This is a genomic window from Bacterioplanoides pacificum, assembly GCF_042648445.1.
GTDB classification, from domain to species: domain Bacteria; phylum Pseudomonadota; class Gammaproteobacteria; order Pseudomonadales; family Oceanobacteraceae; genus Bacterioplanoides; species Bacterioplanoides pacificum.
The window spans coordinates 175,585-196,588 of the sequence record NZ_JBHRYB010000015.1; the positions used below are offsets into that span (position 1 = coordinate 175,585).

At 52.3% G+C, this 21,004-nt stretch carries 19 protein-coding genes; 9 read left to right on the forward strand and 10 right to left on the reverse strand.

The window, feature by feature from the left end; translation table 11 throughout:
* Positions 1-72: 72 nt before the first annotated feature.
* From ACFOMG_RS15725 to ACFOMG_RS15740, 4 genes are all read left to right on the forward strand, one after another.
* The gene (locus ACFOMG_RS15725) at positions 73-330 is read left to right on the forward strand and encodes a type II toxin-antitoxin system RelB/DinJ family antitoxin (RefSeq protein ID WP_376868021.1); all 258 of its coding nucleotides are present in this window, start codon (positions 73-75) and stop codon (positions 328-330) included.
* A gap of 623 nt (positions 331-953) precedes the next feature.
* Positions 954-1,424 (forward strand): hypothetical protein, encoded by a 471-nt coding sequence (locus ACFOMG_RS15730; RefSeq protein ID WP_376868023.1) that lies wholly within the window; start codon positions 954-956, stop codon positions 1,422-1,424.
* 27 nt (positions 1,425-1,451) lie between these two features.
* Positions 1,452-1,751, forward strand: a complete 300-nt coding sequence (locus ACFOMG_RS15735) for a hypothetical protein (RefSeq protein ID WP_376868025.1) — start codon at positions 1,452-1,454, stop codon at positions 1,749-1,751.
* An 82-nt stretch (positions 1,752-1,833) separates the two neighbouring features.
* Positions 1,834-2,217, forward strand: a complete 384-nt coding sequence (locus tag ACFOMG_RS15740; RefSeq protein ID WP_376868027.1) for an SMI1/KNR4 family protein — start codon at positions 1,834-1,836, stop codon at positions 2,215-2,217.
* A gap of 253 nt (positions 2,218-2,470) precedes the next feature.
* Here ACFOMG_RS15740 and ACFOMG_RS15745 read toward each other — a convergent pair whose 3' ends face one another.
* The 4 genes from ACFOMG_RS15745 to ACFOMG_RS15760 all read right to left on the reverse strand — a co-directional run bounded on the left by ACFOMG_RS15745 (position 2,471) and on the right by ACFOMG_RS15760 (position 4,614).
* The gene (locus ACFOMG_RS15745) at positions 2,471-2,743 is read right to left on the reverse strand and encodes a Txe/YoeB family addiction module toxin (RefSeq protein WP_376868028.1); all 273 of its coding nucleotides are present in this window, start codon (positions 2,741-2,743) and stop codon (positions 2,471-2,473) included.
* Positions 2,724-3,071 carry a type II toxin-antitoxin system Phd/YefM family antitoxin gene (locus ACFOMG_RS15750; RefSeq protein WP_376868030.1) on the reverse strand — a complete coding sequence of 116 codons (348 nt, stop codon included), beginning with the start codon at positions 3,069-3,071 and terminating at the stop codon, positions 2,724-2,726. Before ACFOMG_RS15750 ends, ACFOMG_RS15745 begins: the two co-directional genes overlap by 20 nt.
* A gap of 52 nt (positions 3,072-3,123) precedes the next feature.
* The gene (locus ACFOMG_RS15755) at positions 3,124-3,522 is read right to left on the reverse strand and encodes a sirohydrochlorin chelatase (protein ID WP_376868032.1); all 399 of its coding nucleotides are present in this window, start codon (positions 3,520-3,522) and stop codon (positions 3,124-3,126) included.
* Between the two features lie 84 nt (positions 3,523-3,606).
* Positions 3,607-4,614 (reverse strand): NAD(P)/FAD-dependent oxidoreductase, encoded by a 1,008-nt coding sequence (locus ACFOMG_RS15760; RefSeq protein ID WP_376868033.1) that lies wholly within the window; start codon positions 4,612-4,614, stop codon positions 3,607-3,609.
* A gap of 164 nt (positions 4,615-4,778) precedes the next feature.
* Here ACFOMG_RS15760 and ACFOMG_RS15765 point away from each other — a divergent pair, with 164 nt between their 5' ends.
* From ACFOMG_RS15765 to ACFOMG_RS15775, 3 genes are all read left to right on the forward strand, one after another.
* Positions 4,779-6,545, forward strand: a complete 1,767-nt coding sequence (locus tag ACFOMG_RS15765) for an acyl-CoA dehydrogenase C-terminal domain-containing protein (RefSeq protein WP_376868034.1) — start codon at positions 4,779-4,781, stop codon at positions 6,543-6,545.
* Between the two features lie 116 nt (positions 6,546-6,661).
* Positions 6,662-7,576, forward strand: a complete 915-nt coding sequence (locus tag ACFOMG_RS15770) for a TIGR01777 family oxidoreductase (protein ID WP_376868036.1) — start codon at positions 6,662-6,664, stop codon at positions 7,574-7,576.
* Between the two features lie 252 nt (positions 7,577-7,828).
* Positions 7,829-8,158 carry a hypothetical protein gene (locus ACFOMG_RS15775; RefSeq protein ID WP_376868038.1) on the forward strand — a complete coding sequence of 110 codons (330 nt, stop codon included), beginning with the start codon at positions 7,829-7,831 and terminating at the stop codon, positions 8,156-8,158.
* A 115-nt stretch (positions 8,159-8,273) separates the two neighbouring features.
* On the opposite strand, the gene ACFOMG_RS15780 is transcribed toward ACFOMG_RS15775, so the two are convergent.
* Genes ACFOMG_RS15780 through ACFOMG_RS15790 form a run of 3 tightly spaced genes read right to left on the reverse strand, consistent with a single transcriptional unit; the run spans position 8,274 to position 11,587 of the window.
* Positions 8,274-9,824: a DASH family cryptochrome gene (locus ACFOMG_RS15780; RefSeq protein ID WP_376868039.1), complete on the reverse strand. Its 1,551-nt coding sequence runs from the start codon at positions 9,822-9,824 to the stop codon at positions 8,274-8,276.
* Positions 9,825-10,034 (reverse strand): DUF2256 domain-containing protein, encoded by a 210-nt coding sequence (locus ACFOMG_RS15785; protein ID WP_376868040.1) that lies wholly within the window; start codon positions 10,032-10,034, stop codon positions 9,825-9,827.
* A gap of 11 nt (positions 10,035-10,045) precedes the next feature.
* A complete protein-coding gene (locus ACFOMG_RS15790) occupies positions 10,046-11,587 on the reverse strand; it encodes a cryptochrome/photolyase family protein (protein WP_376868042.1) in 1,542 nt (513 codons plus the stop codon).
* Between the two features lie 166 nt (positions 11,588-11,753).
* Here ACFOMG_RS15790 and ACFOMG_RS15795 point away from each other — a divergent pair, with 166 nt between their 5' ends.
* Positions 11,754-13,274, forward strand: coding sequence for an FMN-binding glutamate synthase family protein (locus ACFOMG_RS15795; protein ID WP_376868043.1), 1,521 nt, complete (start codon positions 11,754-11,756; stop codon positions 13,272-13,274).
* 148 nt (positions 13,275-13,422) lie between these two features.
* A complete protein-coding gene (locus ACFOMG_RS15800) occupies positions 13,423-15,813 on the forward strand; it encodes a putative bifunctional diguanylate cyclase/phosphodiesterase (RefSeq protein ID WP_376868044.1) in 2,391 nt (796 codons plus the stop codon).
* Here ACFOMG_RS15800 and ACFOMG_RS15805 read toward each other — a convergent pair.
* Genes ACFOMG_RS15805 through imuA form a run of 3 tightly spaced genes read right to left on the reverse strand, consistent with a single transcriptional unit; the run spans position 15,734 to position 20,987 of the window.
* Positions 15,734-18,874 (reverse strand): error-prone DNA polymerase, encoded by a 3,141-nt coding sequence (locus tag ACFOMG_RS15805; RefSeq protein WP_376868046.1) that lies wholly within the window; start codon positions 18,872-18,874, stop codon positions 15,734-15,736. The two genes, ACFOMG_RS15800 and ACFOMG_RS15805, sit on opposite strands and share 80 nt — an antisense overlap.
* A complete protein-coding gene (locus tag ACFOMG_RS15810) occupies positions 18,871-20,361 on the reverse strand; it encodes a Y-family DNA polymerase (protein WP_376868048.1) in 1,491 nt (496 codons plus the stop codon). Before ACFOMG_RS15810 ends, ACFOMG_RS15805 begins: the two co-directional genes overlap by 4 nt.
* Positions 20,358-20,987 carry a translesion DNA synthesis-associated protein ImuA gene (imuA, locus tag ACFOMG_RS15815; protein WP_376868050.1) on the reverse strand — a complete coding sequence of 210 codons (630 nt, stop codon included), beginning with the start codon at positions 20,985-20,987 and terminating at the stop codon, positions 20,358-20,360. Before imuA ends, ACFOMG_RS15810 begins: the two co-directional genes overlap by 4 nt.
* Positions 20,988-21,004 lie beyond the last annotated feature (17 nt).

Sequence of the window (21,004 nt, forward strand, 5' to 3'; positions counted from 1 at the left end):
ATTGTGCGTGTGTATGATGAACGATATACTTTGTAATACTATGTCTTACATATGAAGTATCTGGACAGCAATATGAAAACTGAAATGTTAAGCACCCGCATCGATGCGGATACCAAACTGGCCTTTACTCACGTATGTGAGGAGGTGGGTCTTAGTCCGTCCCAGGCACTCAAGCTGTTCGCTAAAGCGGTGATCAACCATGGTGGTATACCGTTTGAGCTGAAGGCCAAACGGCCAAACGCTCAGACTGCGGCAGCGATTGAAGAGCTGGAGTCGGGCCGGGGTTTTACAGATGATCCTGATGGCTCTAATAAACAACCACAGTGGTAATCCTCTCGTTCCCACGCTCCGCGTGGTAATGCAGCTGGCTCTGCGGATGGTGATTAAGCCCTTTGCTTTCAGGCTTGCCCGTTTTCTCCGTTGGTGATAATTTAAACACCAATCAAATCAGCGGCTTACCAACTTGGTTTACAAGATAGTAGGCGCAAAGCAATCGAAATAGTGTGCCTGCACGCTTTTCTCGAAGGGAATGATCTTGCTAAGGAAGGTTTCAGAATGAAATCCGTTAGTTGCTGTTACCAGCTCGATAGATTCTCGCCGAGGTATCAGGCACGCACACGAATAGTCTCCTCTCGTTCCCACGCTCTGCGTGGTAATGCAGCGGCCTCTGCGGATGGTGATTAACCCCTTTGCTTTCGGGCTTGTCCGATTTTGTGGTTGGTGATAATTTAAACACCAATCAAATCAGCGACTTACTAACTTGGTTTACAAGATAGTAGGCGCAAAGTAATCGAAATAGTGTGCCTGCACGCTTTTCTCGAAGGGAATGGTCTTGCTAAGGAAGGTTTCAGAATGAAATCCGTTAGTTGCTGTTACCAGCTCGATAGATTCTCGCCGAAGTATCAGGCACGCACACGAACATACTGTTATAGCTCCAAACTTGAGAAGGCGCGATGAAACAGAATTACCATCAAATATTGGAATACATTTATAAAAATGAAGAGGCTGGGATTAGGGAAGTCTCTCGCATGATGGTTCGCAAGTATGATGATCACCGAGATTTCTATGGTCTTGCAGCATTATTAAAAGAGGGGTATATCGGATTTACTGGCCCTATTCATGAAGAAACTTTGAACCAAGTAGAAACATTTCAATGCTATTCACAGGGCGAGGGGCGGCAAACTTACGGTCGTACAACCTTGTTTAGTAAAAATGAGGATTCCTATTTTTATATTGGTCCTAAAGGAATTTCGTATTTTCATCAACGCTGGGAATTAAGGCGGGGTTGGTACATTGTTGCAGTTTTGACTCTTGTTGCATCAATCGTTTCAGGCGTCATTATTGCTAATCTGACTGATACAAATACCAACTGCGCTATAACAAATCAAGCAAATGGAACGCCAAAAAGCGGCGCCCCTTCTTGAATCGTTATATGGGGTTAGTAGTAGACGATGAATAATTTAGCGCTGGCTAAGACAATTATCGATGATAGTCCCACGTTCAAAATTATCAGCGGAGGGCCATATTTCCCACCGTTAAAAGTGATCAATGAATTTATGGCTCAGGGACATGACCCTGCAGATCAAGATTACTTGCACATTCGGTGGCAACCATTTGAAATCGATACAAGCGTTTATAAAGAGCTTAAGGATTGGTGGATTTCTATCAATCCGGATGCAAGCGAAGACTGGCTAGGGCTGCCTGAATCAGAATCTTATAATTGGTTTACGGAAGCTTATGACCGCATATAACAAAGCCAGGCAGTATTGCCAGCAAGCTGTCGGACTCGTTTCACTCGCCCGTGCTGGTAGGCGTTAAATGAAATTTAGGAACATGAAAATTAAGGGTATCACTGACCAAGAAATTAAAAATGTGAAAGCTTCGTTTGAGTATGAATTGCCAGAAGCTTACATTGAATTTTTAAGAACCTATGGAAAAGAGTGTGTTCTTGGCCACGATGTCCAAATTCTTTATCCGTTCATGCTAGGGCTTAGGGCAGACCTACTTGAGTTGATTGAGGAAGATAATTTAGACTTTCAGCTCCCAAAAAATGCTTTTGTTTTTAGTGAATATCAAGGGTTTCAGTATCACTATTTCCTATGTGGAGAATCAGATGATCCTGAAGTATACAGAATAATGGATGGTAATGATCCCCCTTATAAAGTGGCTGATAGCTTTTCAAATTATATTAAGCAGGCGTTGAATGAAAACATTTAACAAGGCCAGCCAGCATCGCTCTCTGCGGTCGCTGGACCTCGTTTCACTCGGCCGCTGCTGGCGGCGTTGAGGCTGTAGATTAACTTCGAGAAAACCCTGTTTTTCAGGGTTTTTCTGTGTCTGATGAGTTAAAATATGCGTTTCGCCCTTTAGGGAGACTATATTTAATCAGTGCAGTTACACAGAATTATTTATAGTCTCCCAGTAATTGCTCCGGCGCTGCCCCCACAATTACTGGCAACTGTTGATAGTGCTAGAACTGATCGTAATGCCCGCCAATCGCGAAAATATAAATCGAATTTTCATCAAACCGATATATCAACCGGTCTTTCTGTGAAATACGCTTTGACCACAGCCCTGATAAGTTATGTTTAAGCGCCTCGGGCTTACCGAGACCGGCTGAAGGATCGTCTGATCGGAGCATTTCTTTAAGCAACTTGCAAAGTGCTTTATGCAGCTTTTTATCTTTCTCGCGCAGAGCTTCGTACGCTTGCCAGGTATTGCCTTCAAATATCAGTGATCTCATTCATCTGCTCTTCGGTCGGCTTATATCCCTGACCTCGGGTGTGAGTCTCGAGAGAGGCTGAAATCTGTTGCATCAAGTCCTGGTTCTGAAGTACATGCAAGGTTTCTTGTTCCCGTTCCCAATCATCGGCGCTCACAACGACAAATGCCTCACCGGCCCGACGGGTTACTTTAAGCGGCTCATGTCTGCTAACTACCTGTTCTACAACACTTTTCAGGTTGTCTCTGAACTTATTTACACTAATGGTATCCATAAAATCACCCAAACGTACGGAAGTTCCGTACGAATTTATCTCAAGAGCCCTGACAAGTGCAATCACAATCGCCACAACAAACTGTGGCTGGACGTTTGTTTCGCCGCTGTTTAGCTACAAGTCGTTATCACGACAATTTCCGCACCACCACCTGGCTGATGGCGCTGGCCATCTCCGGCTCCAGGCCGATGGGCTGATGCAATTCCAGTGTCAGCTGTTTGCCGCTGCTGGCCAGCCGTTGCTGTAACTCATTCAACATGGCCGGTACGTCTTTACGCAAATGGCGGCCGGCGGCAAAAAACAGCGGCAATACATCAATCACCTGAAAGCCCTGCTCCGCCAGCTGCTGGATGCTGTGTTCCATGCTGGGTTGTGCCAGTTCCATATACGCCAGTTCCACCCGGGCGCTGTCGGTCAGTTCGCCGCGAATGCGCTGCAACAGGGTTTCGAACGGCGCCAGCCAGTTCGGATCGCTGCTGCCATGGGCCAGTAAAATGGACGCTTTGTTCGGGGTTGGCGCGGTCATCTTGGTTCCTCAATGGTGTTTCGGGTGTTGCTGTTCATTCAGGTGTTGCTGCGGACTCAGGTGTTGCTTCGGGTGATGGCTGTTTCAGCGATCAGCACCGAGGCGCTGCTGGGTCAGTTCGGCGGCTTTGCGGCCGCTGAGCCAGGCACCTTCAACAGCACCTTGTTCCAGCCAGTCACCACACACCGCCAGTGGTAATGATTCGGACCAGAGTGCGCCTTTGTGCAGCGGCTGGTCAACAATGGCGTATAACCAGCGATGCAGCCACACTTCGGCCAGTGGCCGGGCATCAAGGCGCAGCACGGCAAAAAACGCATCCAGCATCTGTTGTTGTACCCAGTCGCGCGGGCTGTCGCAATGGGCCCGGGTCCAGTCGTGATTGGCGTGTGCGACCCAGGTTTGTAAGGCGCCTGCGGCAGGTTTATCGCGTTGCGGTTTATCACTGTTGCAGCTGATAAAGTCGATGATCGGGTGTTTGACAAAGGCCGCTTTGACGTCGCTGTTCAGCGGTTGCTGAAAGGCTAACAGTAAGCTCCAGGCGGGCAACATATCGACCTCACACTGGGCCGCCAGCTCCGGGGCCGGTTGTTGCAACAGCGGTTTGGCCTGCTGTGGCGGGGTGTTAATAACCAGCGCATCGAAGCCGTTGAAGTGACGGTTGTCCTCACTGCAAAGTTGCCACTGGCCCGCCTGATACTGACAGCTGATGATACGGCAGGAGGGAATAAATTCATCCGCACCGGCCAGCAACCTGCGGCTCAGTGCTGTCATACGACTGACGCCGACAAATCGTTCGATATCGTCGGGCGAAGGCCGGATGCCCTGATCATCAATCACATGGGGCTGCATCTGCCATTCTTCGATCCAGCCATCGAGTTGCCACTGGCGCAACACTTTGCTGAATTCCGGGTGGTGGCTGCGGATAAACTGAGCGCCCATGTCCCAACTGGCATTGCCGACTTTTTTGGTCGCCATGCGGCCGCCGGAGCCGCGGCTCTTATCAAATACGGTGACCTGATGGCCGGCCTGTTTCAGAAGCTGCAGAGCGCTGAGGCCTGCCATGCCTGCGCCAATGATTGCAATGTGTGCCATGAATTACGCGTGTCCTTTTGTTTCTCTGTACAACTTTGGTAACCGTCGGATATCGCTCAGCCACCGGGTAAAACACCCGGAGTATAACATTATTTGCCTTGATAGATAAATTATGTATAACTTATGTATAGCTATTGAGCGTTAATGATTAAGAGGACACTAGCATGACCTATCAGGCACCACTACGCGATATGCAATTCGTCTTGTACGAGGTTTTACATGGCGATCAGGTTCTGCCGGCTTTGCCCGGGTTTGAAGATGCCACTCGTGAGATCATGGATGCCATGTTGACCGAAGGCGCAAAGCTGGCGGAAAACGTGATTGCACCACTGAATACCTCCGGTGACCGTGAAGGTTGTTTGTACGACCCGGAAACCAAAAGCGTCACCACGCCATCGGGCTTTAAAGAGGCTTACAAGCAGTTCGCCGAAAACGGCTGGACCGCGCTGGCGTCGCCAGTTGAGTACGGCGGTCAGGGCTTACCCCACACGCTGAACACGCTGGCGGAAGAGATGGTGTGCTCCGCCAACCTGTCGCTGGGTATGTACCCGGGCCTGACCCACGGCGCGATTAATGCCTTAACCAGCTACGGTTCTGATGAGCTGAAAAATCGGTTCTTGCCGAAGCTGATCAGCGGCGAGTGGACCGGCACCATGTGTCTGACCGAACCGCACTGTGGTACTGACCTGGGCCTGATCCGCACCAAGGCCGAGCCTCAGGCGGATGGCTCTTACGCCATTTCCGGTACCAAGATCTGGATCACCGGCGGTGAGCACGATCTGGCGGATAACATTGTTCACCTGGTACTGGCGAAGCTGCCGGACGCGCCGGGTGGTTCAAAGGGTATTTCGCTGTTTCTGGTGCCTAAGTTCCTGGAAGATGGCAGCCGTAACCCGGCATTCTGTGGTGGCCTGGAACACAAGATGGGCATCAAAGGTTCGGCCACCTGTGTGATGAACTTCGAAGACGCCAAAGGCTGGCTGATTGGTGAGCCGCACAAAGGCCTGCAGGCGATGTTTGTGATGATGAACAGCGCTCGTCTGATGGTGGGTCTGCAAGGTCTGGGCATCGCCGAAGCGGCCTATCAGACATCACTGGGGTTTGCTAAAGAACGTCGTCAGAGCCGTTCGCTGGCCGGTCCACAAGAGCCGGATCAGGCAGCCGATTGCATCATCGTCCACCCGGACGTACGCCGTATGTTGCTGCGCCAGAAGGCCACCATTGAGGGCGGCCGGGCCCTGGCGTACTTCACCTCGATGCAGCTCGATATCGCGCACAACGCCGAAAGCGCGGAACAGCGTGAACACGCCGACGATATGGTGCAGTTGCTGACCCCGGTGGTGAAAGCCTTCTTAACCGATGAAGGTTTCTTCTGCGCCAACGATGGCCTGCAGCTGATGGGCGGTAATGGCTTCACTCAGGACTGGCCGGTTGAGCAGTTCGTGCGTGATGCCCGCATTACCCGTATCTATGAAGGCACCAACGGCATTCAGGCGCTCGATCTGGTGGGTCGTAAGCTGGGGATGGCCGGTGGTCGTCCGCTGAAGCGTTTCTTTGCCATGTTGGAAGAGCACTGTAAAGACGAGAATGCTCCGCACGTCGGCGAGCTGAAAGCGGCCATGGCGAAACTGCAGAAAGCCACCCTGTGGCTGATGCAAAACGGCATGACGGACCGTGAACAAGCCGGCTCGGCAGCGACGCCTTACCTGCGTCTGATGGCGTTAACCGCGCTGGCGTACTTCTGGAGCCGTATGGCACGGGTGGCGCGTGAGCAGCTCGATAACGGCAGCAGCGAAACCGATTTCTACCAGGCCAAGCTGCACAGTGCGGCATTCTTTATGGCGAAGATTCTGCCGCAGACCAGCAGCCTGCTGACAGAAATCGAAGCCGGTAAAGACAGCCTGATGGCGATGACGCTGGAGCAGTTCTGACGCGGATTGATGCGAAAAGTCAGCAGCCCGGCTTAACTTGCCGGGCGGCTTGCTGTTAATTGATCAGCAGTCTGGCACAGTAGTGCCGCAACAGGGTTATCACAGGAGAATATCTGATGAGCAAGCGTATCTTGATTACCGGCGGCACGGGCTTTATTGGCTCGCGTCTGGTGGATGACTGGTTACAGCAGGATCATCAGATCGTGGTGCTCAGCCGCCGGCCACAATGGGTGGAGCAGCGCTGGCAGGGCAGGGTACGCGCCTGCGACAGCCTGGCGCAGCTGAACGAACCGTTTGACTGGCTGATTAACCTGGCCGGTGAAGGCATTGCTGATGGCCGCTGGAGTCAGGCGCGCAAACAGGTGTTGCGTCGCTCACGTATTGATCTGACGCGGCAATTACTGGAATGGGCACAGCGCAGTGAACAACATTTTCAGCTGGTGATGTCAGGCTCTGCTGTCGGCTTTTATGGCAGTTACACGAATGACGAACAGCAGGGCAAAGCGTTTACCGAACAGCAAGCGGAAGGTCAGGGGTTTGCGGCGCAGTTATGCCGCGACTGGGAAAATATTGCAGCTGAATTCAGTCGTCTGAGCGACCGTTTGCTGTTATTACGCACCGCTGTGGTGTTTGGCCCGCAAGGGGGCATGTTAAAACGTTTATGGTTACCCTTCCGGCTGGGGTTAGGTGGCGTGATTGGCCAGGGAGAGCAGGTGTTGTCCTGGATTCATCTGGAGGATTATTGCCGCGCCGTCCATCATTTGTGCCACACCCAGGTACAGGGTGCAGTGAATATGACAGCACCTAAAGCCGTCACCAACCGTGAATTCACCCAGGCATTATGCCGCGAACTGAAACGTCCGGCGCTGGCGCCGCTGCCCACCTGGCTGGCGACGCTGTTATTCGGAGAAATGTCGGAGTTATTGTTATCCGGACAACGGGTGCAGCCACAGGTGTTGTTAGGGCAGGGGTTTCAGTATCACTACACCGAAGCACATCAGGCGCTGAAAGATATTCATCAGCACTGGTAGGAAGAAAAACAGTTTTTCCTGCCTGTAAGGCTGTGTAGCTTTCTTGTAACCTTCAATTTTTTGACACGGCCTGACGGGAATTACCCGTCTTTCTTACGCAGTTTTGTGACAAATATCTGCCACTTTATTCAATTTCAGAAAAGACTGTAGTTTTGTGTTATCACACATTGCGGCAGCTCAATGCAGCGGCTAAACCTTAAGGTATCCGGTGAGCCACAAATACCGGTTTGTTATTGTAATGAGTATGTATGTATGAGCATGAGCCGCCAGGTCGCCGACCAGAACCTTTATGAATTCGATCAGGGATATCGGGTTACTTATGTTAATTTTACCCGCGCTAATGAGTTAACGGATGCTCAGCTGGTACTGACACTGGAACGTGGCTGTGAGCGTAAAACCTTTGCTTTTTCTCAGCCACAATTTAACGATGTGGATAAAAATCTGGTGACCAGCCACGGCATCTATATCGCGGCAATAAAAGGTTCACCACTGTCGGCTAGCCGTATCGAAGTGGGAGATTCCGATGGAGGATTTCCCTACTTTACGGCCAAAAATGTGAAAAACATTACGCCGGCGGCCTGAACCCGTTTCTGCACCCTTTAAGCACCCTGCCTGAACGGTCTGCTACTTTGTGGCGGACCGTTTTTTTGTTGCCGTTGTACATTTTTTATTGTTACGGATGTGCTGGTCAGCCGCTTCAGCGCACTGCAACCACGGCGGAAGGATAGCCGGCCAGGGTATGGTCGCCGCGGCTGTGGGCCTGAATATCCGCCAGTGAATAACAGGCCAGTTGTGGCAACCATTGTTTCAGATGAGACAGCTGCGGATCGTATTGCTGCAATTGTTTGTTCAGCGAAAACCAGCGCCCGTTACCGTTTTGCCCCTGAGGATCGTTACCGACACCGGCCAGATAGGCCCAGTTGCCCCAATTGATGGCGACATCAAAATCGAGCAAATGGGTTTCAAAGAATTGTGCACCTAAGCGCCAGTCGAGTTGCAACTCGTGGATAAAATAACTGGCCAGCCACTGGCGCATACGATTGGAGCAATAGCCGCTGTTGATCAGTTCACGTAACCCGGCATCAATGGCCGGCACGCCGGTGCGCGCTTGTTGCCAGGCCTGCCACAATTTCGGGTTAAAGTGAGTGGCAGGCATCGGTTTATTCATCAATCCCTGATACACAAAATAACGGCGGCCGGAAAAGCGCAAACACCAATGAAAATATTCACGCCATAACAATTCCGATTTCAGCCACTGGCTGTGTTCGTTCTTGCCCAGTTGTTGTTCATAGTGCTCGATGTCGTGCCATACCCGCCGTGCGGATACACATCCCCAGGCCAGATAGGCACTGAATAACGAACTGACGTTATCGCCGCACAACTCGTTACGGCTGTGTTTGTAATGTTGCAGCCCCTGGTGTTGCCATAAATACGCCGACAGCCGCGCCAGGCCGTTGTCTTCACCTCCGGCCAGCTGAAAACGCAAAGCGGGCAGGGCGCTGCTCTGTCCTGATGTGTTTGTAGCGGACGTGCTTGTAGCGGATGTGCTTGCACCGGATGTATGTGTGCTGGAAGAGCCTGAACCGGAAAAGTCTGTTGGCCAGGGAATCGAGGGCTGGCGTGGTAATTCAAACTCATCCAGCTGTAATGCCACCGGTGGCATTGGTGCAGCCGGGCAAACCTCTGACTCCGTATGCAGCTGCTTTTCAACCCGGCGACGAAAACCACTGAAGCTGGCGGGCCACCCTTCGGCCGTGGTGTTTAATGTCATCGCCTGAAGTTGCTCAAGGCTGAACAACGTTTGATTGTTGTATTGCGTCAGGCGGATACCGGCGGCCGCGAGTGCATTCAGCCAATATTGCTCTTCCGGTGCCTGAGCTTGTTGGGTAAATACCTGCTGTAATCCCAGTGTCTGCCATTGGCCGAACAGGGTAACCGGATCGCCATAGACCATCTGAAACTGAATGTTCTGACGATACAACTGGCGCTGCAGATCAATCAGGCTGGCGCGCAAAAACCGCGCTTTGGCATTGCCGAGGCGTTGCTGGTTGAAGGCTTGCAGTGTTGGCTCACGATAACTAAAGGGTGGTGGTTGTGTTGCGTCGTTGTGCTCAGTACTGATCCAGCAATGCGGCACAATAAACACCACGGTCACGGGTAAGCCGGCTTGATTGGCCAGCTCAAAGGCGGGGTTATCGTGCAGGCGTAAATCGTTACGCAACCAGATGATGTTAAACGCGTCAGACATTTAAAATTCGTCCTCTACCTGGCCGGCGGCGCACAGGTTACTGCTGGCCGCATGCGATGGTTGTTTCTGCAGTGATTTAAACGTCTGCTTACAGCGCTGGCTGCAAAAGCGCACTTCCTGCCAGCAGCGTTGCCATTTTTTTCGCCAGGCGAACGGGCGCTGACAATGCAGGCAGATTTTTTCCGGTAGCTGAGTTTTTTTATGGGCCATAGGCTGAGCCGTTATAAATCGTTAAGGCTGTCCAGCAGCTGCTCGGCGCGGGCGAGGATGGCTTGTTGTTTGTTTTCGGCCATTTTGCTCCAGCTGCGATAAATCATGGTCATCCTTGGATTGCGTTCAAATTGTGGTCGGTGGCGCTGAATAAAATGCCAATACAGGCTGTTAAACGGGCAACTGTTGTCGTTTTCCGCGGTTTTCACCGAGTAATGACACTGTTTGCAGTAATCCGACATTTTGTTGATGTAATTGCCGGAAGCGGCATAGGGTTTACTGCCGAGGTAGCCGCCATCGGCGTGCATCACCATGCCCAGGGTGTTGGGCAGTTCCACCCAGTCGTAGGCGTCGGCATACACCGCCAGATACCAGTCACAAATATGTTGCGGGATAATACCTGCCAGCAGTGCAAAGTTGCCGGTGACCATTAAGCGCTGAATATGATGGGCATACGCATGGCGAAAGGTGTTTTCGAAACATTCGCTCATACATTTCATCCGGGTTTTTCCATGCCAGTAATAATCGGGCAGCGGGCGCTGGTTATTGAGAGCGTTCTGCTCGCTGTAATGCGGCATATGTAACCAATAAATACCGCGCACGTATTCACGCCAGCCGATGATCTGACGAATAAATCCCTCTACCGCGTTTAGCGGCGCACGATTATTGAGATAGGCCTGCTCGGCTTTTTGACACACCTCCAGCGGCGTTAATAAACCGCAATTCAGATAGGGTGAAATCAGGCTGTGAAACAGGGTATGTTCGCCGGTTTTCATAGCGTCCTGATAATGGCCGAACCAGGGCAGGCGGTGCTCAATAAAATGATCCAGCTCGGCCAGCGCCTGATCGCGGGTGGTGCCCCAGAGGAAATGATCGAGACGTCCGGGATGATGGCTGAAATGTTGCTGCACCAGCTTCAGCACCTGCTGGTCAGTGTCATCGTGGTGATGCATCAGCCGCGGCACCAGTGGCACGTCACCGTTGTAACGTTTGCGGTTGTCCTGATCAAAATTCCACTGGCCACCAACGGGTTGGTCATCGTCCATTAATAAGCCGGTTTTACGGCGCATCTGACGATAAAAATATTCCATGCGTAATTGTTTACGGCCATCGGCCCAGCGCCGGAACTCATCTGTGCTGCAGATAAAGCGGTCGTCCTGGTAGCAGGCCAGCTCAACCGCCAGTTCATCCTGCCAGTGCTGATCAAGCTGATGTTGCAGGCGGTATTCACCACACTCGGTCATCAGCACGGCTTCGGGTTGCAGTTTGCGGCAATAATGACTGACGACGTCGAGCAACGAAGTGGCAGCGCTGTGGTCGGGCAGTACGTCGCTATAGTGGTGGTAAATCACCGTCCAGCCACGCTGGCGCAATTCAGCGGCAAAGTGACGCATGGCGCTGAACAGCAAGGCGATTTTTTGCTGATGATGGGCGACGTAACTGGCCTCTTCGGCAACTTCCGCCAGTAGTACAACATCCTGCCGTGGATTCAGCGCGCGCAGGCTGGCGAGTGTGTGGCTGAGCTGGTCAGCGAGTATCAGTCCAAGTTTCATAGTATCAATGTAAACTATTTGCATAATATTTGTATAGATATTTGAGCGCTCGGGAGTGTGTCGGCCCAGGAAAACTGTCTTTCCTGACTGCTTTGCCTTTTCTATAACGTCAGAGCGCAGTAATCTGAGCCGCTTAACTTTGCACGACTCGCACCGGAGAACGGATATGCCTGATGATATTTTGTTATTTGCCGCTTACGGCCTGTTGCTGTTGCTCGGCTTATTGGCACTGCTGACCTTAGGTGCACTGGTCTGGCTGGTGTTTGCCTATGTGGTGGATATCACCCAGACCCGCCATACCGTGCGCCGTAATTTCCCGGTGATTGGTCGTTTCCGTTATTTTTTTGAACATCTGGGCGAATTTTTCCGGCAGTATTTTTTTGCTATGGATCGCGAAGAAATGCCGTTTAACCGTGCCGAACGGGCCTGGGCGTATAAAGCGGCAAAAAAGGTCAGTACCACCATCGCTTTTGGCTCCACCCGGCGGCTCGATTTACCTGGCACTGTGTTGTTTGTTAACAGCCCGTTTCCGGCACTGAAGCAGGATTTTGCTGAACCGGAAGCCATCACCATTGGTAAACATTGCCGTCATCCTTACACCACAAAGTCGCTGATTAACATCTCTGGTATGAGTTACGGGGCGTTATCGAAACCGGCGATCCGGGCCTTGTCTTATGGTGCACAACGGGCTGGTTGCTGGATGAATTCCGGAGAAGGTGGTGTGTCGCCGTTTCATTTGGAAAGTGGTTGTGATCTGGTGGCTCAGATTGGCACCGCCAAATACGGTGTACGTACACCTGCCGGCGAGCTGGATGACGATAAATTGCGTGCCATTGCCGCCCATGAGCAGGTGCGTATGTTTGAAATCAAACTCAGTCAGGGGGCCAAGCCAGGCAAAGGCGGCATGTTACCCGGCGCTAAGGTCAGTGCGGAAATTGCCGCCATTCGTGGTATTGCCGAAGGTGAAGATTCGATCAGCCCTAATGGTCATCCGGAGATCCGTTCGGTGGATGATCTGCTTGATATGATTGCGCACGTGCGCGACGTCACCGGTAAACCCGTTGGTTTTAAAACCGTGCTGGGTGGCGTGGACTGGATTCAGGATCTGTGTCACGAAATTATGCAGCGCGGCAAAGAAAGTGCGCCGGACTTTATCACGCTGGATGGTGCCGAAGGTGGCACCGGTGCGGCGCCGCAGCCGCTGATGGACTATATGGGGCTGCCTCTGAGTCAGTCGTTGCCTATGCTGGTGGACACGCTGGATGAGTTTGGTTTACGGCCACGCATCCGGGTCATTGCCTCCGGTAAACTGATCAATCCGGACCGGGTGGCCTGGGCGTTATGTACCGGTGCTGATTTTGTCGTATCGGCCCGCGGCTTTATGTTTGCGCTGGGGTGTATTCAGGCATTGCAGTGCAACAACAACAGCTGCCCGACCGGTATTACCACCCATGATCCCCGCCTACAGAAAGGTCTGGTGGTGGACAACAAAGCGGTGCGGGTTGCTCAGTACGTTGAATCCATGATTCAGGAAGTCGGCATCATTGCGCATTCCTGTGGCGTTGACGAACCACGTAAATTACGCCGCCATCATGCCCGGGTGGTACAACCCAGTGGCGGTGCTATTTTGTTATCGGATTTGTACGCCGGTAGCGATTTTCGTTCCGATCATGACTTTTCCCGTTAGCTCCGTGTAAGCACTCGCTACGCCTGCAGCAATTGCGGGCGTTGACCTGAGTCAGCCGTTACCAAATTACATTAGATTTTAACCGGGGCCTTCCGTATGCTCTGCGCGAATGTCTGATGACGGTTAAACGGCGACTTTTCCTGTTTCTATGGCGCACCTGCGAAAAAATATCTGGATTATTTATCTGCTGTTTTTAATTGGTAGCAGCGTGCTGGCGGGCATCATTACCCAGGTTCGCTGGCAGGGCATTGTGGCCGACCAGGAAATGTTACATATCCACCGTGCTGAACAGGTCAGTTCGGCGGTACACGCGGTGTTAGTCAGCCAGGAAATGATGCTGGATGTGCTGGGGCAGCAGCTGCTGAAACTCGACACTGAGGTTGAACAGGTGCGTTCGCCCCGTTTGCTGGATGAGTTATTACAGGTGAATCCGTCGCTGGTGGGCTTCGGCCTGGCACGACCGGATGGTCAGCTGATGCTGGTGGACTCAGGTCAGAAGCGCGCTCTGTTACCGAACTTATTACAACAGCCTGAAAGCCGTGACTCCTTTCGTCAGACCTTAACGGAACCCGGCATGGTGCTGGGGCGGACTTATTTTCAACAGGCCATTGGCGACTGGCTGATCCCTATCCGTAAAGCCCTGCGTAATGATCAGGGTGAGGTGGTGGCAGTCATGACGGCCGGTATCAATATTCTCGGTTCCAGCCGGTTATTACATAAAGACCTGCATTACAGCGCCACCGATGAAGTCAGCCTGGTGCGCGCGGCGGATCATTATCTGCAATATCACTCCTCCGAAGTGAATCAGCCGGAACAGCGTTATATGCAGCCGTTAAATCCGGCACGGTTACAGGCGGCTTTTCAGGCACTGGAAAAAACCAGCGGCCGTTCATTGCAGGACATCCGGCAATTACAACAGGCCACCGCTTATATTCGCGCTGAGCCACAGGGAAAACGGATTGAAGCGGCGGTGTACGAGCCGCGTTATCGGTTGTGGGTGATGTCATCGGTCAGTATGGATGAAGTGGTTGCTCAGTTTATTCCGCTGCTTACGACCTATACGGTTATTTTTATTCTGGTACAGGGGCTGGTGTTTTTGTTGTTTCGTTCAATCGCCCGGGCGGAACAGCGGACGCTGGAAAAACTTGAATATCAGGCTTCCCACGACCCGCTGACCCGTTTACCCAACCGTCAGTTTCTGATTGAACGCACCGATGACCTGACCCGCGGTAGCCAGGAATTTTCATTATTATTTATCGACGTCGATAATTTTAAGGGCATTAACGATAACTTTGGCCACGATTATGGTGATCAGTTATTGATTCAGATGGGACAGAAGCTGCAACGTCAGCTGGAGCCCAGCGATATCCTGGTACGGCTCGGGGGCGATGAGTTTGTGGTCGTGACCTTTATCAGTGATGAAATGTCGCTGCAGCATAAAGCCTTTAAGTTACTGGCTCTGGTGTCCGACGGTTATTGGGTCCATGGCCTGCAGTTTCATACCGGAGCCAGTATTGGTATTGCCCGTTTTCCGGAACACGGCCGCAACCTGAATGAGTTATTACGCGCTGCCGATGTGGCGATGCACAAAGCCAAACAGGAAAAAAACAGCGTTGAATTATACCGCCGTGAAGTGAACGACGTGTATTTACGCAATTACCGTATTGAGCAGTTATTGCGTGGTGCGGTCAGCCAGAATGAACTGTATATGCAGTATCAGCCGCAGGTGGATCGTCGCGGCCATCTGATTGGGGTGGAGGCGTTGCTGCGCTGGCAAAGCCCGGAAATGGGTTTTATTCCTCCGGATCAGTTTATTGCCATTGCTGAAAGTTCCGGTCTGATGCCGCTGCTGGGTGAGTTTGTGATTAACCGCACCCTGCAGGAAATGCGCAGTTTACAGGATCAGCTGGACCAGTCGTTCAGTGTGGCGATTAATATTTCGGTGCGCCAGCTGATGCAGGCCAACTTTGCTTCGTTACTGACACAGCAGGTGACGGCCGGCGGTTTTCAGCCACAGCAGATTGTGCTGGAAATTACCGAGAACCTGTTTATCGAAGATATGAATAACGTCAGTAAGGTGGTGATTGATCTGCGTAACCGCGGTTTTAATATTTCCCTCGACGACTTTGGTACCGGTTATTCGTCACTCAGTGTGTTACAGAAATTGCCAATCGACGAACTGAAAGTGGATAAAAGTTTTGTTGATTATATCGACCGTGATGAAAAAGCCCGCAAGATGATTAAAAACATCATTGCGATTGGTAAAAATTATGGCATGTCGGTGTTGGCAGAAGGTGTTGAAAGTGAACATCAGATGCGGATGTTGCAAAACTTCGGGTGTGATTATTTTCAGGGCTACTGGTTCGCCCGGCCGTTAGCGGTGGAGGATTTACGCCGTTATGTATTGCAGAATAATAAACAATTTAATGATGCTAAGCCGTTTAATGCCAGCCAGCCGTTTAATGATAGTCCCGGGAGTTCATCGGTAACGGCAGTGCCCGGCTCAGATCCAGCAAGCGATACGCAATCAGATGAATAACACCGGAATCCGGGTCTTTTTCCACCTTGCCATACACCTGAAGAATCCTTGACTGTACCAGCATTTTTAACTGCCGCTGGGCGGTAGCCAGCCAGACAATAACGTTGATATTGCCGGTTTCATCCTCCAGCGTTACAAAGGTGACACCGGCTGATGTACCCGGCCGCTGACGGCAGGTCACCAGCCCGGCGACGTACACTTCATCACCATGAGCACAATGTTTCAGCCCGAGAGCAGTGACACTGTCACCTAAGGTTCCCTGCTGCCGCATTATTTCCAGCGGATGCCGTCCCAGGCTGAGCCCGAGGCTGTGATAATCCTCGGTCAGATTATCGGTTTCTGACGGGGCAGGTAACCAGCTTTCGTTTTCGCTGGCTGGTTGTTGCTGTAATGGTGCTAATAAATCGTCCTGTAACGGTTCGGCGACCTGCCAGCGAGCCTGATAGCGGTCACTGGCCAGTTGTCCAAACGCGTTGGCCGATGCCAGTGCCTGGCGTTGTTGTTGCGTTAGCCGGGCGCGCTGTACACAATCGGCGATGCTGCTATATCCCGCCAGTGGCCGCTGTTGCTGCAGCTGTTGTCCGGCGTCTTTTGTCAGCCCTTTGACCAGTCTTAAGCCCAGCCGGATAGCCGCTTTCTGGTTATTTTTAGCTGCGCTGCCAGCAGCCAGCCGGTGTTGCCAGTCGCTGTGATTCACATCCACCGGTAATATTTCCACGCCATGCTGACGTGCATCCTGTAGCAGCTGAGCCGGGCTGTAAAATCCCATCGGCTGGCTGTTCAGCAGGGCACAACAGAACACTGCCGGGTGATGGCATTTCAGCCAGGCGCTGACGTACACCAGTAAAGCAAAGCTGGCGGCGTGGGATTCAGGAAAGCCGTATTCGCCAAATCCTTCCAGCTGACGCTGAATTCGCTGAATATAATCGCGCTGAAAACCATTTTTCAGCAGATTAGTTTCCAGCCGTTGCTGCAATTGTTGCATATGGCCTTTTTTGCGCCAGCTGGCCATCGAACGTCTGAGCTGATCGGCTTCGGTGGCGGTGAAATCGGCAGCGACCATGGCAAAAGCAATCATCTGTTCCTGAAACAGCGGAATACCCAGAGTACGTTGCAGAATAGGTTTCAGTGCTGGCAGCGGATAATCGGCTGCTTCCTGTCCACGGCGGCGTTGCAGATAAGGATGCACCATATCGCCATGAATCGGGCCGGGGCGGACGATGGAGACCTGAATCACCAGGTCGTAATAATTGGCTGGTCGTAACCGCGGTAACATATTCATTTGTGCCCGGCTTTCGACCTGAAATACACCGATGGTATCGGCACGTTGTAACATTTGGTAGGTCGCCGGATCATCACGCGGGATATCGGCCAGGGTCATGCGCTGTTCGTGACTGGATAACATGTCCAGCGAACGGCGGATCGCCGACATCATGCCCAGGCTGAGTATGTCGACCTTCATTAAACCGAGTGCTTCAAGGTCGTCTTTATCCCACTGAATCACAGTGCGCCCCGGCATACTGGCATTTTCAATGGTGACCAGATTATTCAGTGGCCCCTGGCTGATAACAAAACCACCAACGTGTTGCGATAAATGCCGTGGGAAATGCAGAATTTCGCTGACTCGTTGTTTAAACAGCTGCAATAACCGGGCAGGTTCGCGGCTGTTGCTGAGCAGTTCGTCGAGCCAGTTTTCACCACGATAACGCCAGCCATAATTAGCAATCAGTTGTTCCAGTTGTAATAAATCCAGCCCCAGTGCTTTACCGATATCCCGTACCGCACTTTTACGGCGGTAAGTAATTACCGTGGCAGCAATCGCTGCCCGTTCACGACCGTAACGACGATAAATATACTGGATCACTTCTTCACGCCGCTGACTTTCAAAGTCGACATCGATATCCGGAGGTTCATCACGACCACTGGAAATAAAACGCTCAAATAACAGCTGTACTTCCAGTGGATTAACTTCGGTGATTTCCAGGCAATAACACACCACCGAATTGGCTGCTGAGCCACGGCCCTGACATAAAATCTGATTGCGCCGGGCAAACTGTACGATGTCGTAAACGGTTAAAAAATAATGTTCATAATTTTTTTGCCGGATTAACTTCAGTTCTTTGTTGATGGTAGCCTGCACGGATTCAGGCGTGCCGTCGGGGAAACGTTTTTGTTGTCCCTGCTCGACCAGCTGGCGCAGATAACGGTGGGCCGGCTGGCCTTCGGGAACCGTATCACGCGGGTAGCTATAGGAGATTTCATCCAGCTCGAAAGTACAGCGCCGGGCGATGTCACAGCTGTTGTGTAACAGCGCTGGCGGGTAGAGGTAATGCAGTTTTTTTAAGGAACGTAAATGGCGTTCGGCATTGGCAAATAAATGCTGTTTGCAGTCGCTGAGGCTGGTGTTTAAACGAATAGCGGTCAGGCAATCCTGCAGTGCTTTGCGCTGGCTGGTGTGCATATGGACATCATTGCCACATACCAGCGGCAGGTTGTAATCGCTGCCCCAGGTGCAGATCTGCCCATAGGTGACAGGATCCTGCTCGTCGAGCAGGCGTTCGGCCAGCAACCAATAGCGGTTTTTATCATTTTCGGGATGATAAAAATGGCGGATCAGCTGTTGTTCCTCCGGATGGTGAATATCCTCCGGCTGAGCCAGTAACAGCAGGTGTTGTAAGGTCAGCAGGTCATGGCGGCAAAACTGATAATGCCCTTTTTCTGCCTGGCGCCGGCAACGGCTGATCAGCTGGCATAATTCCTGATAGGCTGCCAGATTACTGACTAATAAAATATAACGACCAGCCGGGCTGGCGGGGGGGGTTGAGGTGTGATTCTGGCGGAATTCACTGCCAATAATCAGCCGGGTTTTGAGTTGTAACTCCTTACGTGCCTGATGAGCGCGTACGACGCCGGCGACGGAACATTCATCGGTGAGTGCCAGTGCCTGATAACCACAATGATCGGCTTGTTGTATCAGTTCTTCCGGGTGGGAAGCACCACGTAAAAACGAAAAATTGCTGACACAGTGCAGTTCGGCGTATTGGCGGCTTTGACTGTTCATGAAAAATAGCCGTGAATAAACCAGCGTTTATATTCATCGCGAAAGACCCACAACAATTGTTGCTGCTGCCGAACCTGATAATAATCACGACGCTGATAATCATCCGCCTGCCACCAACCGCTGCTGATGCGTTGTGGACCAGAAATAATGTTGCGGGGGGCCGCGCAGGGTTGAGGCTGAGGCAATAACCACAGCGGTTGTGGCGTAGCAGATAAGCGTGACGGATTCTGTGGATACGGTTGTAACGGGTCGCTGCTGTGCCAGGCAAAATCGGGCCGGGCATCACCGCTGGTACTGAGGCGGCAAAGTTGTTGTGGCTGCAAGCGCGCCTGTAGTCGATTAAGCAGGGTTTCGCCGTGTTGCGGGCCGCCAGCCTGCTGTGGCCAATAATCCTGTTGTTGCTGCTGTTGTGCAACAAAGTGTGTTGCGCTCAGGGTTAACTCCCGTACCGGGGCGGTTAAGCGGCGTTTTTCCAGCTGGTAACGCAATAACGTCATTAATTCGTGCTGGCGTGATTCCGCCCGGGCAAAACGAATCAGCCAGTCGCTGTCCGCTATGACCTGATCGGCGGGCTGGCGGTGTTTCAGTTGCAGCCGCAGCTGAGATACGGCCAGCTGACGTTGTTGCAGAAAAATACTGAGTGAGGCCAGCTGGCGTTTCAGTGGAAATAACAGTCCGTTGATATGTTCCACCTCCTGAATAAAGTGGGCTTCTTCGCTAAAGGTCAGGGGGGGCTGAAACCACTCAAGTACGGGTTGTTGCGCGCCACTCAGCTGTAATAAATGAGAAATAAGAGCGGCCTCAAAACGGTCGCTCAGCCGGGTGATTGGCAGGGTCTGCAGCTGGGCATAGTGGCGGATACCGAGGCGTTGTAATGCCAGCTGTTGTTCCGCCGGAAAATCCAGCTGTTCCAGAGTTAACGCTTGCAGCAGTTGCTGGCTGCTGGCCGCTAATAACGCTGGCTGGTACTGGCGTGGATCACTGAGTTGCTGGCGGGCCAGTATCCGCGCGATTAATGGCTGGTGGGCCAGCCCGAGTTGCAGCGGCCATTGCTGTTGTTGTGCAGCCTGGCGGATGCGCTGGCATAACGCTTCCAGGCCACCAAACAAGCTCAGCATGGAGCTGACCTCGAGCCATAATCCCTGAGGTGGATCGATACTGACCCGGGCTGAAAACTGATACCCCCAGATGGCTTTTTGCTGCAGCAGTTGCTGGTTTTTGTGTGGCTCGGCTAACCGGGTTTGTAACGTCGGACAAAAACACAAGGCACTGGCCAGTGGCATATCGGCTTCGACGCCGGCCCGGGCTGCGGCCTGGTTAAGCTGCCAGACATAATAATGCTGACGCCCGGGAGCCGGTTGTTGCAGAATGGCCAGCGGCTGTTGTTGCTGTTGCTGTTGCTGTTGTGGTTGCGACAGCTGTTGTTGCGGCACAAACAGGCTGTGCAGATAAAGGTTGGGAAAATGCAGGTAAAGCCAGATTTTCATACTTTATCAGAGGCCTGAATATCCAGTTGGAAAGCGGCTGAGGGCCAGCTGCCACGGCGTTTGCGAAACTCCAGTTGTAAGCCGTTATTCAGCCGTTCCAGCGTCAGCCGTAAGGCCGCCGGGGAACCACTGGCATCGTAGCCGGTTTGTGGCCATAACCAGCAAAAGCTCTGGCTGTCGCTGGCAGCAATCTGTAACCGCCGGATATGTGTTTTATGCCATTGTTGCGGCCAGCCCAATACCGCGCTGCACTGGCCACTTCTCAGCCCTTCTTCCATACACCATAAGGTTTGCTGGTAATCCTGACTGTACACAACTAATAACCGCTCCAGTGCGATGCCGGCCTGTTGCAGCGTAGGGGCAAACGGAATCGCCGGTGGTGCCACCCATAATAACCAGCCCAGTTGCTGGCTGAGATGAGCCAGTACCGGTAACAGCAGGCTGACTTCTGCAGAGCCGGGGGCGGCATAAATCTCACACAGCTGGCCAGCCTGCCAGCCTCCACCGGGTAGCTGCTGATCGAGGCTGTGGTAGCCACTGGAGAGTATGCTGTTGGCCGCGGCCGGAGCATGATTCGCTGGCCACACCTGGCCATTCGCGCAGATTTGTGCCAGCTGCTGGTTCATGGATTCTCCGTGTAATA

Bases quoted from the DNA above. Each gene is read 5' to 3' on its own strand.
- ACFOMG_RS15745 (WP_376868028.1), bottom strand. From the start codon at position 2,743: ATGAGATCACTGATATTTGAAGGCAATACCTGGCAAGCGTACGAAGCT.
- ACFOMG_RS15810 (WP_376868048.1), bottom strand. From the start codon at position 20,361: ATGAAAATCTGGCTTTACCTGCATTTTCCCAACCTTTATCTGCACAGC.
- ACFOMG_RS15790 (WP_376868042.1), bottom strand. From the start codon at position 11,587: ATGAAACTTGGACTGATACTCGCTGACCAGCTCAGCCACACACTCGCC.
- ACFOMG_RS15785 (WP_376868040.1), bottom strand. From the start codon at position 10,034: ATGGCCCATAAAAAAACTCAGCTACCGGAAAAAATCTGCCTGCATTGT.
- ACFOMG_RS15740 (WP_376868027.1), top strand. From the start codon at position 1,834: ATGAAAATTAAGGGTATCACTGACCAAGAAATTAAAAATGTGAAAGCT.
- ACFOMG_RS15760 (WP_376868033.1), bottom strand. From the start codon at position 4,614: ATGGCACACATTGCAATCATTGGCGCAGGCATGGCAGGCCTCAGCGCT.
- ACFOMG_RS15755 (WP_376868032.1), bottom strand. From the start codon at position 3,522: ATGACCGCGCCAACCCCGAACAAAGCGTCCATTTTACTGGCCCATGGC.
- ACFOMG_RS15770 (WP_376868036.1), top strand. From the start codon at position 6,662: ATGAGCAAGCGTATCTTGATTACCGGCGGCACGGGCTTTATTGGCTCG.
- ACFOMG_RS15800 (WP_376868044.1), top strand. From the start codon at position 13,423: ATGGCGCACCTGCGAAAAAATATCTGGATTATTTATCTGCTGTTTTTA.
- ACFOMG_RS15725 (WP_376868021.1), top strand. From the start codon at position 73: ATGAAAACTGAAATGTTAAGCACCCGCATCGATGCGGATACCAAACTG.
- ACFOMG_RS15735 (WP_376868025.1), top strand. From the start codon at position 1,452: ATGAATAATTTAGCGCTGGCTAAGACAATTATCGATGATAGTCCCACG.
- ACFOMG_RS15795 (WP_376868043.1), top strand. From the start codon at position 11,754: ATGCCTGATGATATTTTGTTATTTGCCGCTTACGGCCTGTTGCTGTTG.
- ACFOMG_RS15805 (WP_376868046.1), bottom strand. From the start codon at position 18,874: ATGAACAGTCAAAGCCGCCAATACGCCGAACTGCACTGTGTCAGCAAT.
- imuA (WP_376868050.1), bottom strand. From the start codon at position 20,987: ATGAACCAGCAGCTGGCACAAATCTGCGCGAATGGCCAGGTGTGGCCA.
- ACFOMG_RS15780 (WP_376868039.1), bottom strand. From the start codon at position 9,824: ATGTCTGACGCGTTTAACATCATCTGGTTGCGTAACGATTTACGCCTG.
- ACFOMG_RS15730 (WP_376868023.1), top strand. From the start codon at position 954: ATGAAACAGAATTACCATCAAATATTGGAATACATTTATAAAAATGAA.
- ACFOMG_RS15765 (WP_376868034.1), top strand. From the start codon at position 4,779: ATGACCTATCAGGCACCACTACGCGATATGCAATTCGTCTTGTACGAG.
- ACFOMG_RS15775 (WP_376868038.1), top strand. From the start codon at position 7,829: ATGAGCATGAGCCGCCAGGTCGCCGACCAGAACCTTTATGAATTCGAT.